We start from the raw sequence: 16,152 nt of genomic DNA, 5'->3' as shown, positions 1-16,152 counted from the left end.
TGCCCCCCGGCTTTTCACTCGCTTCGCTCCGTGTAATGCGCCACCCCCCGAAGGGGAGGCGCGGCTCGCCTTGGGGCGGCCCGGCGGCGACCGCATCGCAACAACATGCTGAATCTCTATTCGCGCCACCTCTACGTCCGCATCTGGCTCGCGGTGGTGGGCGGCGTCGTGATCCTCACGCTGATGGCCAACTGGATCGTGCGCGAGGCCGCCGAGGCCGAGGCCGAGCGCGAGCGGCTGGCGCCGGTGCCGCGCAACGTGGTGGTGCTGGACGCGCAGGACAAGCCGATCGGTGCGGGCACCGCCCTGCGCGTGCCGGGCCAGGGCCTGGAGTTCGACGTGACGCTCAGCGACGGCAAGGCCATCACGCTGCGCGTGGCGCCGCGCGAGCGGCCCACCGGCACCGGCGGCTTCGCGCCGTGGCGCACGCCCTTCGGCCTGGGCTGGATGATCGCGCTGGTGGGCGTGGCGGTGGCGCTGGGGGTGTACCCGATCGTGCGGCGCATCACGCAGCGGCTGGAATCGCTGCAGCGCGGCGTGCAGCGCTGGGGCGAAGGCGATCTCTCGGTGCGCGTGACAGAAGAAGGGCAGGACGAAGTGGCTGATCTATCCAAACGATTCAACGCGTCGGCCGAACGCATCGAGCAGCTGGTGCGTTCGCACAAGTCGCTGCTGGCCAACGCCTCGCACGAGCTGCGCTCGCCGCTCACCCGCATCCGCATGGGCCTGGAGCTGATGGGCGAGCACCCGAGCCAGTCGGCGCGCGAGGAGATCTCGCGCAACATCGGCGAGCTCGACCAGCTCATCGACGAGATCCTGCTGGCCAGCCGTCTCGACGCCAGCGAGGCCGACATGGGCACCATCGAACCGGTCGACCTGACCGGCCTGGCGGCCGAGGAATGCTCGCAGGTCAACGCCGAACTCGACCTGGCCGACGGCACCGACAACGCAACGCTCACCGTGCCGGGCGTGTCACGCCTGCTGCGCCGGGCCATCCGAAACCTGCTGGAGAACGCGCGCCGCTACGGCGCCGGCGAGATCGCGGTGGAGCTGGGCAGCGCCAACGGCTATGCCACCGTGCGCGTGAACGACCGGGGCCCGGGCGTGCCGCCCGCCCTGCGCGAACGCATCTTCGAACCCTTCTACCGCCTGCCCGGCGCCAGCGAGCGCAACGGCGGCGTGGGCCTGGGACTGGCGCTGGTGAAGTCGATCGCCGAGCGGCACGGCGGCAGCGTGCGCTGCGAAGACCGCCCCGGTGGCGGTGCCAGCTTCGTGATCCGCCTGCCGGCGGCAGCCCGCAGCCACTGACACTGCCCCCGTCCCGGCAGTTCGCGGGGATGCCACGGAACCGGCTTTGCCGGGCCGCAGGCATCGCCCCCGGCGAGGGGGTTGGCGAAGCGACACGAAGTGCGCGAAGCCTGGGGGAGAAGTCAGGTCAGCTCCAAGATGCCAACCTAAAATCCCGCCCCTATGCAGAGATCGCACATCGTTCGGCCCGCGGCCATGTTCTGGGGGCTGGTGGTGTTCATGCCGGTCGGCGTCACCTATCTTTCGGCCATCCTGCTGCTGCTCACCATGCTGGTGGCCGGCGGCCTGGGCGAGCGCTATGCGCGGCTGCGCGCCAACCCGCTGTGGTGGCCGGTGATGGCCTACTTCGCCTGGACCCTCATCGTGCTGGCCATCGGGCCGCACTACCCCGAGACCGGCTCCAACCTGTTCCACGGCATCCGCATCGGCCTCACGATGCTGATCGCGATGGCGCTCACGCGCGAGGAAGCGATCTGGGCGCTGCGCGGCTTCCTGCTGGTGGCGGTGCTGAACATCGTGCTGATCGTCGTCTTCTACGCGGTCGGCGGCTTCAACATCTGGTCGCCGTTGCGCGCGGTGGTGATGGAGGTGGGCAACAAATCGATCAGCAACGCGCTGCTGTTCAGCGTGGTGGCTTCCACCGCCGCGGTGTGGGGCATCGCGCAGATCGCCGCGCACAGGCCGCTGCGCGCCATTCCGGCCTTCGTGCTGCTGCTCGGCCTGGGCCTGGTGGTGGCGCTGCCGCTGACCTCGCGCACCTCGGTGCTCGCGCTGCTGCTGGTGATTCCAGTGGTGTGCATCCACCAGTGGCGCAGCCACCTGAAGATGCTGGTGGGCGCGCTGGTGCTGGGTGCCGTGGTGATGGGCGCCGGGCTCTACCAGCTGCCGCAGCTGCAGCACAAGGTCGAAGTCGGCGTGCAGGAAATCGAGGAGGCGCAGGCCGGTGCGGTCTTCAAGGGCAGCTGGGCCATCCGCTACTACATGTACCGCGACACCGGCCTCATGATCGCCGACCGTCCGTTCACCGGCTGGGGCATCGGCGGCTGGACCGACCAGTGGCACAAGCGCGGCCCGGCGCTGCTCGCCGACTCGAACATGCCGCACAACGACTTCCTGTGGGTCGGCGCCCAGGGCGGCCTTCCCGCCCTGCTGAGCCTGCTCCTCATCATGGTTGCCGCCGTCTGGCAGGCATGGAAGCGGCCCGACATCGCCGGCCGCTATGCGCTGGCCGCGACGCTGATCGCGCTGATCGCCTCGAGCGTGAACTCGGCCATGCGCGATGCGCAGATCGGCCTGGCGCTGCTCTTCATCTCGATGGTCTACCTGCGGCTCGCGCAGGAGAAGAATGACCCGGCCCCGTGGCGCGGCCTGCTGCCCTCGCGCTTGAAGAGCCTGGAGAGCCTGGAAAAAGACCCCGCCCGCCCGGCTGCCTGAAGAGGCATCGGACGACCGGGGCCGGTCGGTTCAGCGGCTTATCAGTGCCGCGACGACACCACTTCGCCGGCCTTCAGCCGGTACACCGTGCCGCAATACGGGCACTTGGCCTCGCCGGTGCGCGCCACGTCGAGGTAGACCTTCGGGTGGCTGTTCCAGAGCTTCATGTCGGCCTTGGGACTGGGGCAGAACACGCCGCCCTGATGATTGAGCTCCTTGGCCAGGAGTTCGACTACTGCATTGGTGGACATGGGATCTCTTCTTCTCAGACTTTCGTGAGCCAGTGTGCGTACTTGGGATTCTTGCCGTTCACGATGTCGAAGAAGGCCGCCTGGATCTTCTCGGTGATCGGGCCACGCGCGCCGCCGTCGCCGCGGTTGCCGATCTCGACGCGGTCGAGTTCGCGGATGGGCGTGACTTCCGCGGCCGTGCCGGTGAAGAAGGCTTCGTCGGCGACGTAGACCTCGTCGCGCGTGATGCGCTTCTGCACCAGTTCGAGGCCCAGGTCCTTGCACACGTGCAGGATGGTGTTGCGGGTGATGCCGTTGAGCGCGCCGGCCGACAGGTCGGGCGTGTAGACCACGCCGCCCTTGACCACGAAGATGTTCTCGCCCGCGCCTTCCGACACGAAGCCGCTCGCGTCGAGCAGCAGCGCCTCGTCGTAGCCGTCGTCCAGTGCTTCCATGTTGGCCAGGATCGAGTTGGTGTAGTTGCTCACCGTCTTGGCCTGCGTCATCGTGATGTTGACGTGGTGGCGGGTGTAGCTGGAGGTCTTCACGCGGATGCCGCGCTTCATGCCCTCTTCGCCCAGGTAGGCGCCCCAGGACCAGGCCGCGACCATGGCGTGCACCTTGTTGCCCTTGGGGCTCACGCCCAGCTTCTCGGAGCCGATCCAGATCAGCGGGCGCAGGTAGCAGCTCTCGAGCTTGTTCTCGCGCACCACCTGCTTCTGGGCCTCGTTGAGCTGTTCCTGCGTGAAGGGGATCTTCATGCGCAGGATCTTGGCGCTGTTGAACAGGCGCTCGGTGTGCTCCGCCAGGCGGAAGATCGCAGTGCTGCCGTCGGCCGTCTTGTAGGCGCGCACGCCCTCGAAGGCGCCGCAGCCGTAGTGCAGCGTATGGCTCAGCACGTGGATCTTGGCGTCGCGCCAGTCCACGAGTTCGCCGTCCATCCAGATCTTGCCGTCACGGTCGTCCAGCGAGGGGGGGATCGAGCTCATTTCCTGATTCCTTTGTTTGGGAAGCGGTGTGGGGGTGGTGCGACGAAGGAGGGAAGTCGCAAAAGCTTGCGATTTTACGGCGGCGGAGTTTCCGGGGTGCCCGACAATGGCCGGCTGTCCAAACCGTTGGAAAAAGGGTTTCCGTGTCCGTATTCAAGAACGTCATCGTCTATCGCATCGAACCCGCCTGGTCCCAGACACTGGCCGAGGCGGAGGAAGGGCTCGGCAAGCAGCGCTTCGAGCCCTGCGGCCCCTCGCAGGAAAAGTCCGCCGGCTGGATCGAGCCGCGCGGCGAGGCCAACGGCCCGCTGGTGGAGTCCATCGACGGCCAGTGGCTGGTCGAATACATGATCGAGAGCAAGCAGGTCCCCGGCTCGGTGGTGCGCCGCAAGGTCGACGAGCGCTGCGCCCAGATCGAGGCCACCACCGGCCGCAAGCCCGGCAAGAAGGAAAAGAAGGAGCTCAAGGAAGACATCACGCTCGAGCTGCTGCCCATGGCCTTCACGCGCAGCGCCCGCGTCGCGGTGTGGATCGACAAGGCCGAGAACCGCCTGGTGATCAACACCGGCAACGCCTCGCGCGCCGACGAAGTGGTCACCAGCCTCGTGAAGTCGCTCGACGGCTTCGCCGTGGCCCTCATCAACACCCAGATCGAGCCCGCCGCGGCCATGGCCAACTGGCTGCTCACGCAGGAGCCACCGGCCGGCTTCACCATCGACCGCGAGTGCGAGCTCAAGGCGGGCGACGACTCCAAGGCCGTGGTGCGCTACGCCAAGCACCCGCTGGACATCGACGAGGTGAAGCAGCACATCACCGACGGCAAGCGCCCCACCCGCCTCGCGCTGACCTGGGACGACCGCGTGTCCTTCGAGCTCACGCACGGCCTGCTGATCCGCAAGATCGCCTTCCTCGAAGGCACGGGCGACGGCGCGGCCGGCGGCAAGAAGGAAGACAACTTCGACGCCGACGTGGCCATCGCCACGGGCGAGCTGGGCCAGCTGGTGCCCGCGCTGCTCGACGCGCTGGGCGGCGAGGCGGCCTTCTCGGCGGCGGCGCCGGACGAAGCGCCGAAGCCTGCTGCAGCCGCGCCCACGACGACCGTGCCGGCCGATGCGCCCGAGGAAGAAGACGCGCCGTTCTAGGCCTCAGGTCAGGGCGCGCCGAAGACGTGAAGAAACCGTCGCGAGCAGCCCGAGCTCGCATCGAGGACCGGAACCGTACTCGCGTACGGTGAGGACCGCAGGTGCGAGATCGGGTTGCGCAGCAGGTTTGTTCACGTCTTCGCCAGGTAGGTCTGGGCCAGGCGCACCCAGCAGGCCGCGCCCAGCGGCAGCACTTCGTCGTTGAAGTCGTAGCCGGGGTTGTGCACCATGCAGCCGCCGAACTCGCCCTCCCCGTTGCCGAGCAGCAGATAGCAGCCCGGCAACTCGGAGAGCATCCAGGCGAAGTCCTCGCTGCCCGAGAAGCCCTTGGGCGCCTGCCTGACGACGTTCTCCTCGCCCACCAGCTCGGCGCATACCTGCGCGGCCAGCTCGGTCTCGGCCGCGGTGTTGACCACCGGCGGCACGAGCTGGCGGTAGTCGATCTCGGCTTCCACGCCGTGCGCCTGCGCGGTGAGGCTCACGATCTCGCGGATGCGCTGCTCGACCAGCGCGCGCGTCTCGGGCCGGGCCGCGCGCACGTTCAGCCCCAGCGACACCGACTGCGGAATCACGTTGTGCGTGGCGCCGCCGCGGATGAAGCCGACCGACACCACCGCCGTGTCGTCGGGCGCCACGTTGCGCGCCACCACCGTCTGCAGGGCCGTCACCACCGCCGCGGCAGCCGCGACCGGATCGCGTGCGCGGTGCGGCATGGCGCCGTGCCCGCCCACGCCCTTGATGGTGACGTCGGCCACGTCGGACGACAGCGTGACCGGGCCTTCGATCGCCATCATCGTGCCCACCGGCACGCCCGGCGCGTTGTGCAGCGCGTACACCGCATCGCAGGGGAAGCGCTCGAACAGGCCGTCCTCGATCATCGCGCGCGCGCCGCAGAGGTTCTCTTCGTCGGGCTGGAAGATCAGGTTCAGCGTGCCGTCGAAGTCGCGCGCCGTCGCCAGCGCCTTGGCCGCCGCCAGCAGGATCGCCGTGTGGCCGTCGTGCCCGCAGGCATGCATGCGACCTTGGTTGCGGCTCGCGTACGGCAGGCCGGTGGCCTCGACGATGGGCAGCGCGTCCATGTCGGCGCGGATGCCCAGGCGGCGCGTGCCGCTGCCGAGCTTGAGCTGCGCCACGATGCCGGTGCGGCCGATGCCGGTGTGCACCTCGTAGCCCCAGCTGCGCAGCAGGTTGGCGACCAGCTCGCTGGTGGCGCTCACCTCGAAGCCGAGCTCGGGGTTGGCGTGGATCTGCCTGCGGATGTCGACGAAGGCCTGCGTGTCGACGTCGGCTTGCGGCAGCAGGCGCGAAAGAAGCTTGGTGGTCTGGGGGCTGAGTTCGCGGGTCATGTGAAGGAGGTCGTCGGATGGGGATTCGATGGTCAGCCGGCCTTGCGCTCGCGCAGGCTCAGCAGTGCGCCGAGGCTCAGCAGCCCGCAGGCCATCATGTAGAAGGCCGGCGAGAGCGGGTTGTCGGTCTTCGCGAGCAGCCAGGTGACGATGAACTGCGAGGAGCCGCCGAAGATGGTCACGCCCACGCTGTAGATCACCGAGATGCCGCTGGCGCGCACGCCGGCCGGCAGCATTTCGAGCAGCATCAGGAACATCGGCGTGGTGCCGATGTTCACGCTCGCGGTGAGCAGCGCCGACAGCGCCAGCACCAGCGGCACGCTCGGGTAGTGGCTGATGAGCCAGAACACCGGGCCTACGGCGACGACGCTGAAGAGCAGCGAGCCGATCACCAGTGGCTTGCGGTTGGGCAGCCGGTCGGCCAGCCGACCCGCCACCAGCGACACCGCGAACAGCGTGATGCCCGTGACGCAGCCCGACAGCAGCGAGAGCGAAGGCGGCATGTGCAGCACGCGGATCATGTAGGTGGGCATGAAGAACACCACGAGGTACATCGTCGCCGTGCCGGCGGTGGTGGCGAGGATGCCCTTGAGCACCAGGCCGCCATGGTTGCGCAGCAGCCGGCCGATGGGGCTGGACTCGTGGCTCTCGGCAACGTGCGTTTCCTCGAGGTGCGCGCGGATGTAGAGGCCCACCGGCGCGATCAGCAGTCCGAGCAGGAACGGCAGCCGCCAGCCCCAGCTCTCCAGCGAGGCCTGCGGCAGCGCGGCATACAACGCTGCGCCGGTGAGCGCGCCCAGCAGCGCCGACACGCCCTGGCTCGCGAGCTGCCAGCTCACGCGGAAGCCCCGGCCCTTGACGCCGCCCGCCTCCATCAGCATCGACGTGGCAGCGCCCACTTCGCCGCCGAGCGAGAAGCCCTGCAGCAGGCGGCCCGCGAGGATCATCAGCGAGCCGAACACGCCGGCCGACGCGTACGGCGGCGCGAACGCGATGCACAGCGTGCCGAGCACCATGAGGCCGATGGTCAGCGTCATCGCGGCCTTGCGGCCCTTGCGGTCGGCGTAGTTGCCGATGATCACGCCGCCCAGCGGACGCATCACGAAGCCTATGCCGAAGGTCGCCACCGCGAGCAGCAGCGAGCCGTAGGGGCTGTCGGAAGGGAAGAACAGCTTGCCGATCAGCAGCGAGAAGAAGCTGTAGACGGTGAAGTCGTACATCTCCAGCGCATTGCCCAGCGAGCAGGCGGCGATCAGGCGGAACTGGCTCTGCTTTCCCTTGCCCTGCGCGGCATGGGGCGCATGAGCGGCGGCTGGTGAAGAGCCCCCGATCGGGCTTGCGGGCAATGCGGCTTCGCTCATCTAATGTCACTCCACGTACAGGTTGCGGGGGGCCTCTGCATAACCCTGGGGCCCGTTCGCGGCGGAGTATTCAGGCAAAGCGCTGCGGCGAAGAATCACAAATTTTCATGCTGATAACCAAACGGCATCCCCGTCATAAACAGGCACCGGAAGCCATCAGGACAAGCCCCAAGGCGCATCTTTCCGGCAGATCGGCACCACGATGAAGCTGCAACAGTTGCGCGTCCTGCTGGCGGTGGCACAGCACGGCAGCATCCACGAGGCCTCGCGCAGCCTGCACACCACGCAGCCCGCGCTGTCGAAGACCATCTCGGAGCTGGAGCGCGAACTCGGCGTGACGCTGATGTCGCGCTCCACTCGCGGCGTGAGCCTCACGGCCTACGGCACGGCGCTGGTCAAGCGCGCGAGCGTGGTCGAGCAGGAGCTGCGGCACGCGCTGGAAGACATCGAGGCGATCCGCGGGCACGACGAGGCGCAGCTCAACATCGGCTTCACCGCCGTGGCCTCGAGCGGTCCGCTGCCCGATGCGATGGCCTCGTTCCGCAAGCGCTTTCCCAACGTGGCGCTGCGCGGCTTCGAGCTGCGGCCGCAGCAGATCTTCGAGGGCCTGCGCGAAGGCCGGCTCGACCTGGGGCTGGTCTCCACCTGCAACGGGCCGGGCACCAACGCCTTTCAATGGGAGCCGCTGTTCTCGGTGGCCATGCACCTGTCGGTGCGTACCGGCCATCCGCTGCGGCGCGTGCGCAGGCTGCAGCCGCTGCTGGACGCCGACTGGCTGGTGCTCGACCCCATCGACGACGCGGGCAGCCCGCTGGTGAGCACGATGAACATGCACGGGCTGGAAATGCCGAAGCGCATGGTGCAGAGCGCGTCGAACCTGCTGGGCCTGCAGCTGGCCACGCAGACCGACCTGATCAGCATGTGGTCGGATTTCGTGTTCCACGGAGCCGGGCCGCTGCGGCTGCAGCCCCACCTGCTCGAGAAGCTGCCGATCGCCGACGAGCTGCCGGACTTCGACGTGTTCCTGGTCTACCGCTCGGCAGACCTCATGACGCACGTGTGCGCCGAATTCGCGAAGGAGGCGCGCCACCACGCGAAGGCGAATCCGCCCTGGCGGCAGCCTCGGCGCAAGGGGAGCGCGGCCTAGGCTGCAGGGCTGTTGCTGCCCTCGTCGTCAGCGGGCGTCTCCGGGCGCGTCATCGTCCAGCTCTGCAGCTTGCCGCCGTTGAAGATCGCATCGACGTACGAGCCGCCGCCGTCGGTCCAGCGGTAGTGCTCGGGCTGCTCGTCCTTGGGCGAGCGCAGTTCGCCGAGGGCGCGCGTCATCGCGATCACGTGCATGAGCGTCACGCCCGGCTTGAGCTTGGCGTTGAGCATCACCGCGCTGGCCACGTAGCCCACGGGCCGTTCGGCTGCGCGCTTGAGCACCTGCATGGCGCGGTTGAAGTGCAGCAGCAGGAACATCACGATCGCGCCGCCGGCCAGGGCGACACCGCCCCATCCGGCCGCGCGCCAGGCCAGCGCCATGACGACGATGGCGCCCAGAGGCAATAGAAAGTTCTTGAAATTCATGGCGCGCATTGTCGCCGCCCCTCGAGTGCCCTTCGAAGTAGCCACCCCGACTACCGCAAGGGGCGAAAAACGGTACTCGGCCTCAAAAGCACTTTGCGCGGGCGCATCGGCTGGCACATTTCGCCGCACGGGCATCTGCCCGGGCCACCGAAAAGCGTATGACCATTCCGCGCTCCGTCACATTCGTTCGTCTCACCCTCGCCGCCACGCTCACGGCCGCCGCGCTCAGCGGTTGCTACGTCGTGCCGCTCGGACAACCCGCTCCCTCGGCGCCGCCTTCGCAGGCCTACGCCGTCGCACCGGGCCCGGTCGCACAGACCTTCGCCGCGCGGCTGTATCCGTCGAACGCCGAAGCCTCGCGCTACGGCGTCGTCGCAGGCACGGTGACCAACGACATGAACGGCCGCGGCCACTTCAACGCGCAGATCGGCGGTGAGCAGTTCCAGGGAGAGGCAACCCGGGTCGCCGGCTCGCGGACTGCCGGCGTGGCGAACGCCACCGGCAGCCGCGGCGGCAACCTGAGTTGCCAGTATTCGATGAACTCGGCCACGCTGGGCAGCGGCCAATGCGTGCTCAACAGCGGACCGGCATTCACGATGCACATAGGGGGATAGGGAGGGTAGGCCCGGCGCGCCACCGCGCGCGCCGGGTCATTTTTTCTCCCGGCATCCGGCTCCGGTGAAAGACCGGGTCAGTCGAGGCGGCGGACCACCTCCATCGCCTCCTCGATGCGATCCACCGCGTGGATCGTCAGCCCCTCGATTTCCTTCGCGCCCTTTCGGGGCGCGTTCGCCTTCGGCACCACCGCGACGCTGAAGCCCAGCTTGGCGGCCTCGCGCAGGCGCTCCTGCCCGCGCGGCGCGGGGCGCACCTCGCCGGCCAGGCCCACTTCGCCGAATGCGATGAAGCCCTTGGGCATCGGCTTGCCGCGCAGGCTGGAGGTGATGGCCAGCATCACGGCCAGGTCGGCCGCGGGCTCGCTGATGCGCACGCCGCCCACCGCGTTCACGAACACGTCCTGGTCCATGCAGGCCACGCCCGCATGGCGGTGCAGCACCGCCAGCAGCATCGCGAGGCGGTCGCGGTCCAGGCCCACCGAGAGGCGGCGCGGGCTGGGCCCGCCGTTGTCGACCAGCGCCTGGATTTCCACCAGCATCGGCCGCGTGCCTTCGAGCGTGACCAGCACCACGCTGCCCGGCACCGGCTCGGCATGCTGGCTCAGGAAGATCGCGCTCGGGTTGGTCACGCCCTTCAGGCCGCGCTCGGTCATCGCGAACACGCCGATCTCGTTGACCGCGCCGAAGCGGTTCTTGATGGCACGCACGAGGCGGAAGCTCGAATGCGTGTCGCCCTCGAAGTACAGCACCGTGTCGACCATGTGCTCGAGCACGCGCGGGCCCGCGAGCGCGCCCTCCTTCGTCACGTGGCCCACCAGCACCACGGCCGTGCCGCTGGTCTTGGCGAATCGCGTGAGATGCGCGGCGCACTCGCGCACCTGCGCCACCGAGCCCGGGGCCGAGGTGAGCTGGTCGGAGTAGACGGTCTGGATCGAGTCGATCACCGCGATGGCCGGGCGCGTGGCGTCGAGCGTGGCGATGATCTTCTCCAGCTGGATCTCGGCCAGCACCTGCACCTGCGAATGGTCGAGGCCCAGCCGCCTGGAGCGCAGCGCCACCTGCGAGCCGCTTTCCTCGCCGGTGACGTAGAGCGCGTTCTGCCCGGCGTGCTGCAGCGCATCGACCGCCTGCAGCAGCAGCGTCGACTTGCCGATGCCCGGGTCGCCGCCGATCAGCGTGACGCCGCCCGAGACGATGCCGCCGCCCAGCACGCGGTCGAGCTCGTCGATGCCGGTGGGCGTGCGCGCGACGTCGGTCGCCTCGATTTCAGAAAGCGTCGCGAGCTCCGATGCGCCCGCGAGCGATGCGAACTGGGTGCCGAAGCGGTTGTTGGCGGGTCCGCTGCCCGCGCCCGCCACCTGCTCGACGAGCGTGTTCCATGCGCCGCAGCTGGGGCATTTGCCGAGCCACTTCGGGCTGGTGCCGCCGCATTCGCTGCAGACGAAAAGTGTTTTGTCCTTGGCCATCCTTCGAGTTTAGGTGGCCGGACGGGCGAGGCCCCTCAGTCGTTCGCCTGGAAGTTCACCGCCTTCATGATCGCCGCCCAGCGCGCGATGTCCTCGCGCATCGTCTTCAGCAGCGCCTCGGGGCCGTCGCCCACCGGGTACATGCCGTTCTGCAGCAGCTGCTGGCGCACCTCGCGCGAGTTCACGGCGCGCATGAACTCGGCGCGCAGCTGGTCGACCACCGGCTTCGGCGTCTTCAGCGGCGCGTAGTACGCGAACCATGCGGTCGCCACCACGTCCTTCAGGCCGCCCTCGACGAAGGTGGGCACGCTGGGCATCAGCGGCGAGCGCTTCTCGCCGCTGGTGGCGATCACCTTGACGCGGCCGCCCGGCACCATCTGCAGCGCGCCGCCCACGGTGTCGAAGTAGACCGGCACGGTGCCGCCCATCACGTCCTGGCGCGCCGGCGTGGAACCGCGATAGGGCACGTGCACCATCGAAAGCCCCGCCGCGCGGTTGAGCATCTCGCCGAGGAAGTGCGAAGGCGTGCCCGCGCCGTACGACGCGAAGCTCGCGCCGCCCGGCTGCTTTTTCGCCCATGCGATGAACTCGGGGAGCGTGTTGGCCGGCACGTCCTTGTGCACCACCAGCGCGAGCTCGAAGCGCGCCGCGTTGATGATGGGCTGGAAATCCTTGATCGGGTCGTACGACAGGTTCCTGTAGGCGCTCGGGAACATGGTCATCATGCTGGCCGTGCCCAGCAGCAGCGTGCGGCCGTCGGGCGCGGCGGTCTTCACCGCCTCGACCGCGATGCGCCCGGCGGCACCGGAGCGGTTGTCCACGATGAGCGGGCCGAGCGATTCGCGCACTTCCTGTGCGATGGCGCGCGTGAGCACGTCCTGCGTGCCGCCGGCGGGCACGCCGATCAGCACGCGGATGGGGGTTCCCGGCGCGATGGCCGGCTGCGCCTGCACGGTTGCAGCCAGCGGCGCGAGGGCCATGCCGCCGAGCACGGCCAGCGCACGGCGGCGACCTGGCTGGTGCGGGAACTGCGGGTCTGTCGTCATCTGTCTCGTCTCCGTTCTCTTCCGCCGGTGGGGCGCGGTGGATCGCGGCCAATGTAGAGCGCGGACAATTGGTTCACCTAATCAATCATTGCCCGGGCAAACCCTATGCCGATGCACGCACAGCCGCGCACGCTCGACGACCTGCTGCTCTACCGCACCAGCCGGCTGCTGTCGGTGGCGGGCAGCATGGTGATCCGGCTGTGCGAGGGGCGCTTCGGCATCACGCGGCGCGAATGGCGGCTCATCGCCACGCTCGCGGGCCATGGCGCGCTGGGTTCGTCGCAACTGGCCGAGCATGCGCAGCTCGACCGCGCGCGCACCTCGCGCGCGGTGAGCTCGCTGGTCGGCAAGGGCCTGGTCTCGCGCGAGCAGCCCGCCGGCGACCGGCGCCATGTGCGCCTGCGGCTGACCGCGGCGGGCACGAAGCTCCATGCGGAGCTCTATCCGCTGGTCTGCGCGATCAACACCGAACTGCTGGGCGCGCTGAGGACCGACGAAGTGGCGCTGCTCGACGACATGCTGCAGCGCCTGCACGCGCGCGGCGAGGCGATGGTGGCGGCCGCGGCCGACCTGCCCAAGGCCGACCGGCGCCGCCGCGAGCCACCAGTCGCGCGCTGAAGCGCGCAGCTCCCGCGGCGCACGGCTCATCCGTGCATACCCTAGGTTTTCGAATCGATCGGAACAGCCACTAGGAAAGCTTCGACGATTCATTTAACATGTTAAGTAATTTCGGAAGAGACAAGCCTTGAGCACGACATTCACTCATCGCAACCTGCCTCGCCTGCTGCTGCAGGCGCGCGAGGCCGTGATGGCCCACACGCGGCCCAGCCTGCGCGAGCACGCGCTGTCCGACCAGCAATGGCGCGTGCTGCGCGTGCTGGGCGAGCACGGCGCGGTCGACACCGGCCGCGTGGCGCGCGAGGCCTTCATCCTCGGGCCCAGCCTCACCGGTGTGCTCGCGCGCATGGAGCGCGACAACCTCATCACCCGCGCGCGCGATCCGGCCGACCAGCGGCGCACCGTGGTCGAGGCCACGCCGCACGGCATGAAGCTGGTGAAGCGCCTGGGAAGCAGCATCGAGGCGCACTACGACTGGATGGAAAAGTCCCTCGGCAAGGCCAAGCTCGCGCAGCTCTACGGGCTGCTCGACGAACTGATCGCACTGGAGCAACCCTCGCCATGAGCAGCATCACTCCCCATTTCCTGCCAACGGGCACGGTGTACGGCACCCTGCTCAACTTCCGCGCCGAGGCAGAAGCCCTCGCGCCGCAGATGACGCAGCCGCCGTACAAGGCACCGCCGAAGGCGCCCGTTCTCTATGTGAAGACGGCCAACACCTGGAGCCCGCACGGCAGCGCCATCACCGTGCCCGCCGCGGTGCCCGAAGTGGAAGTCGGCGCGAGCATCGGCATGGTGATCGGCGCCGAGGGCGACGTCGAAGGCTTCGTGCTGATGAACGACCTGTCGATCCCGCACGCGAGCTTTTTCCGCCCGCCGGTCAAGTTCAAGTGCGTCGACGGCTTCCTCGGCATCGGCCCCGTGCTGCGCGATGCGCAGGAAGTGGCCGACCCCGCGAGCTTCCGCGTCGAGGTGCGCATCAACGGCGAACTCAGGCAGTCGCTCGACTTCTCGCAGCTCGTGCGCCCCGCACGGCAGCTGCTCGCCGACGTCGGCGACTTCATGACGCTCGCGCACGGCGATGTGCTGATGCTCGGCTGCGGCCCCGGCCGTCCGCTGGCACGCGCGGGAGACCGCATCGACATCTCCGCCCCGGGCTTCGAAGCCCTGAGCAACACGCTGGCGAAGGAAGCCGCATGAAGCACGCACGCGTCATCTTCGAGGGCCGCGAACATACCGGCACCAGCCACGAATTCAACGGCCAGCCCGACGCCGCCGTGCGGCTGGAAGACGGCCGCGTCGTGCCGCAGGAGCAGCTCGTGTGGCTGCCGCCGCTCGCGCCTACCGCGCGCCCGCGCACCATCCTCGCGCTGGGCCTGAACTACGCCGACCACGCCAAGGAACTCGAGTTCAAGGCGCCAGAGGAACCGCTGGTGTTCGTCAAGGGCCAGAGCACGCTCATCGGCCATCGCCAGCAAACGCACCGCCCCGCCGGCGTGCAGTTCATGCACTACGAATGCGAACTCGCCATCGTGGTCGGCAAGACCGCGAGGAACGTGAAGCGCGACGACGCCTACGACTTCATCGGCGGCTACACGGTGGCCAACGACTACGCCATCCGCGACTACCTGGAGAACTGGTACCGCCCCAACCTGCGCGTGAAGAACCGCGACACCTGCACGCCGCTGGGCCCGTGGTTCGTGGACGCAGCCGACATCGCCGACCCGATGGCGCTCGCGCTGCGCACCACCGTCAACGGCACGGTCACGCAGCAAGGCAACACGCGCGACATGATCTTCGACGCGCCCTTCCTCATCGAATACTTCAGCCGCTTCATGACGCTCTCGCCGGGCGACCTGATCCTCACCGGCACGCCCGACGGGGTTGTCGACTGCAAGCCGGGCGACGTGGTCGTCACCGAGATCGAAGGCGTCGGCGCGCTGGTCAACACCATCGCGGCCGCCTGAGCCGGCGCGCTGTCACGGCGCGCTTTTTCCTTGCCATATCCATAACCAGATCAGCGGAGACAACACGACATGATCACCGGCAGAAAGCTCCTCCAGTTCACCGCAGCCGCCTTGACGCTGGCCGTCTCGGCCACGGCCCTTGCACAGACCGCCTACCCCGCCAAGCCCGTGCGCTGGGTGGTCGGCTACCCGGCCGGCGGCGGCACCGACTTCCTCGCGCGCACCGTGGGCGCGCAGGTCTCGCAGCAGCTGGGCCAGCCGGTGCTGGTGGACAACCGCCCCGGAGCGGGCGCGATCATCGCGTCGGAGAACGTGGCGCGTTCGCCGGGCGACGGCTACACCGTGTTCTCGGCCGACAACGGCGTGCTGGTCTACAACCCCGCGCTCTACAAGAAGCTGCCCTACGACGCCGAGAAAGACTTCGCGCTCGTCGGCATGATGGGCCGATCGCCGCTCATCATCACGGCCGCGCCGAACGCAGGCATCGCCGATGCGAAGGCGCTGCTGGCCGCGCTCAAGGCCTCGCCCGGCAAATACAGCATCGCGACGCCGGGCACCGGCAGCCCGCACCATCTTGCATACGAACTGTTCCAGCGCGAGGCCGGCGTGTCGATGCTGCACGTGCCCTACAAGGGCGGCGCCCCTGCCCTGCAGGACCTGATGGGCGGACAGGTCGCGCTGATGATGCTCGACCTGCCCAGCGGCGTGAGCGCCGTCAAGGCCGGCAAGGTGATCCCGCTGCTGGCCATGTCGGGCGAGCGCGTGCCGCAGCTGCCCAACGTTCCCACCGCCAAGGAACTCGGCTTCGCCAACGTCGAGGCCTACACATGGCAGGGCCTCGTGACACCCGCGGCAACGCCGAAGGAAGTGCAGGCGAAGCTGGGCAGCGAACTGCAGAAGGCCATGGCCGATGCCGGCGTGAAGCAGAAGCTCTACGACGCCGGCTGGGAGGCACGCCCCGCCGACGCCACCGAAATGACGCGCTACACCGACTCGGAGCGCAAGAAATGGCACGCCCTCATCAAGGCGCGCGACATCAAACTGGACTGACTGAAC

General features: G+C 68.7%; 17 protein-coding genes. 10 read left to right on the top strand and 7 right to left on the bottom strand.

Annotated features, from left to right (window positions below; all coding sequences use genetic code 11):
* Nucleotides 1-105 precede the first annotated feature (105 nt).
* Nucleotides 106-1,308, top strand: coding sequence for an ATP-binding protein (locus tag ABL840_RS02070; protein WP_093429368.1), 1,203 nt, complete (start codon nucleotides 106-108; stop codon nucleotides 1,306-1,308).
* A 162-nt stretch (nucleotides 1,309-1,470) separates the two neighbouring features.
* Entirely contained in the window at nucleotides 1,471-2,742 is a 1,272-nt protein-coding gene (locus tag ABL840_RS02065; protein WP_093301297.1) for an O-antigen ligase family protein, read from the top strand.
* A gap of 41 nt (nucleotides 2,743-2,783) precedes the next feature.
* On the opposite strand, the gene ABL840_RS02060 is transcribed toward ABL840_RS02065, so the two are convergent.
* Nucleotides 2,784-2,993, bottom strand: a complete 210-nt coding sequence (locus ABL840_RS02060) for a zinc-finger domain-containing protein (protein WP_093206858.1) — start codon at nucleotides 2,991-2,993, stop codon at nucleotides 2,784-2,786.
* Between the two features lie 14 nt (nucleotides 2,994-3,007).
* Nucleotides 3,008-3,961, bottom strand: a complete 954-nt coding sequence (locus ABL840_RS02055) for a branched-chain amino acid transaminase (protein WP_093206856.1) — start codon at nucleotides 3,959-3,961, stop codon at nucleotides 3,008-3,010.
* 143 nt (nucleotides 3,962-4,104) lie between these two features.
* On the opposite strand from ABL840_RS02055, the gene ABL840_RS02050 reads away from it, so the two are divergent.
* Nucleotides 4,105-5,103, top strand: coding sequence for a recombination-associated protein RdgC (locus tag ABL840_RS02050; RefSeq protein WP_093206855.1), 999 nt, complete (start codon nucleotides 4,105-4,107; stop codon nucleotides 5,101-5,103).
* A gap of 131 nt (nucleotides 5,104-5,234) precedes the next feature.
* On the opposite strand, the gene ABL840_RS02045 is transcribed toward ABL840_RS02050, so the two are convergent.
* Nucleotides 5,235-6,449 carry a M20 aminoacylase family protein gene (locus ABL840_RS02045; protein WP_093301296.1) on the bottom strand — a complete coding sequence of 405 codons (1,215 nt, stop codon included), beginning with the start codon at nucleotides 6,447-6,449 and terminating at the stop codon, nucleotides 5,235-5,237.
* A 32-nt stretch (nucleotides 6,450-6,481) separates the two neighbouring features.
* Nucleotides 6,482-7,810, bottom strand: coding sequence for an MFS transporter (locus ABL840_RS02040; protein ID WP_093206852.1), 1,329 nt, complete (start codon nucleotides 7,808-7,810; stop codon nucleotides 6,482-6,484).
* A 202-nt stretch (nucleotides 7,811-8,012) separates the two neighbouring features.
* Here ABL840_RS02040 and ABL840_RS02035 point away from each other — a divergent pair, with 202 nt between their 5' ends.
* On the top strand, nucleotides 8,013-8,957 hold the full coding sequence (locus ABL840_RS02035) for a LysR family transcriptional regulator (protein ID WP_093301294.1): 945 nt from the start codon (nucleotides 8,013-8,015) through the stop codon (nucleotides 8,955-8,957).
* On the opposite strand, the gene ABL840_RS02030 is transcribed toward ABL840_RS02035, so the two are convergent.
* Nucleotides 8,954-9,391 (bottom strand): glycerate kinase, encoded by a 438-nt coding sequence (locus tag ABL840_RS02030; protein WP_093301293.1) that lies wholly within the window; start codon nucleotides 9,389-9,391, stop codon nucleotides 8,954-8,956. The two genes, ABL840_RS02035 and ABL840_RS02030, sit on opposite strands and share 4 nt — an antisense overlap.
* A gap of 149 nt (nucleotides 9,392-9,540) precedes the next feature.
* Here ABL840_RS02030 and ABL840_RS02025 point away from each other — a divergent pair, with 149 nt between their 5' ends.
* Entirely contained in the window at nucleotides 9,541-9,996 is a 456-nt protein-coding gene (locus tag ABL840_RS02025; protein ID WP_093206848.1) for a hypothetical protein, read from the top strand.
* A 77-nt stretch (nucleotides 9,997-10,073) separates the two neighbouring features.
* Here ABL840_RS02025 and radA read toward each other — a convergent pair whose 3' ends face one another.
* Together radA and ABL840_RS02015 are read right to left on the bottom strand one after the other, a co-directional pair.
* Entirely contained in the window at nucleotides 10,074-11,465 is a 1,392-nt protein-coding gene (gene radA, locus ABL840_RS02020) for a DNA repair protein RadA (protein WP_093301291.1), read from the bottom strand.
* Between the two features lie 35 nt (nucleotides 11,466-11,500).
* Nucleotides 11,501-12,511, bottom strand: a complete 1,011-nt coding sequence (locus ABL840_RS02015; protein ID WP_093206845.1) for a Bug family tripartite tricarboxylate transporter substrate binding protein — start codon at nucleotides 12,509-12,511, stop codon at nucleotides 11,501-11,503.
* 105 nt (nucleotides 12,512-12,616) lie between these two features.
* On the opposite strand from ABL840_RS02015, the gene ABL840_RS02010 reads away from it, so the two are divergent.
* The 5 genes from ABL840_RS02010 (at nucleotide 12,617) to ABL840_RS01990 (ending at nucleotide 16,146) form a co-directional block, all read left to right on the top strand.
* Complete coding sequence (locus tag ABL840_RS02010) at nucleotides 12,617-13,129, top strand: MarR family winged helix-turn-helix transcriptional regulator (RefSeq protein ID WP_093301290.1); 513 nt, start codon at nucleotides 12,617-12,619, stop codon at nucleotides 13,127-13,129.
* Nucleotides 13,130-13,256: 127 nt separating this feature from the next.
* Nucleotides 13,257-13,694 (top strand): homoprotocatechuate degradation operon regulator HpaR, encoded by a 438-nt coding sequence (hpaR, locus tag ABL840_RS02005; protein ID WP_093206842.1) that lies wholly within the window; start codon nucleotides 13,257-13,259, stop codon nucleotides 13,692-13,694.
* Complete coding sequence (locus ABL840_RS02000) at nucleotides 13,691-14,329, top strand: fumarylacetoacetate hydrolase family protein (protein ID WP_093301288.1); 639 nt, start codon at nucleotides 13,691-13,693, stop codon at nucleotides 14,327-14,329. Before hpaR ends, ABL840_RS02000 begins: the two co-directional genes overlap by 4 nt.
* Nucleotides 14,326-15,096 (top strand): fumarylacetoacetate hydrolase family protein, encoded by a 771-nt coding sequence (locus ABL840_RS01995; RefSeq protein WP_093206839.1) that lies wholly within the window; start codon nucleotides 14,326-14,328, stop codon nucleotides 15,094-15,096. The genes ABL840_RS02000 and ABL840_RS01995 overlap by 4 nt, the downstream gene beginning before the upstream one ends.
* A gap of 69 nt (nucleotides 15,097-15,165) precedes the next feature.
* Complete coding sequence (locus tag ABL840_RS01990) at nucleotides 15,166-16,146, top strand: Bug family tripartite tricarboxylate transporter substrate binding protein (RefSeq protein ID WP_093301287.1); 981 nt, start codon at nucleotides 15,166-15,168, stop codon at nucleotides 16,144-16,146.
* The last annotated feature ends 6 nt before the right edge of the window (nucleotides 16,147-16,152 follow it).

It is taken from the genome of Variovorax sp. NFACC27, assembly GCF_048301545.1.
In the GTDB taxonomy this organism is placed as follows: Bacteria; Pseudomonadota; Gammaproteobacteria; order Burkholderiales; family Burkholderiaceae_C; genus Variovorax; species Variovorax gossypii.
Note: the sequence above shows the minus strand (reverse complement) of the source record. Positions and strands in the feature narration are given on the sequence as shown.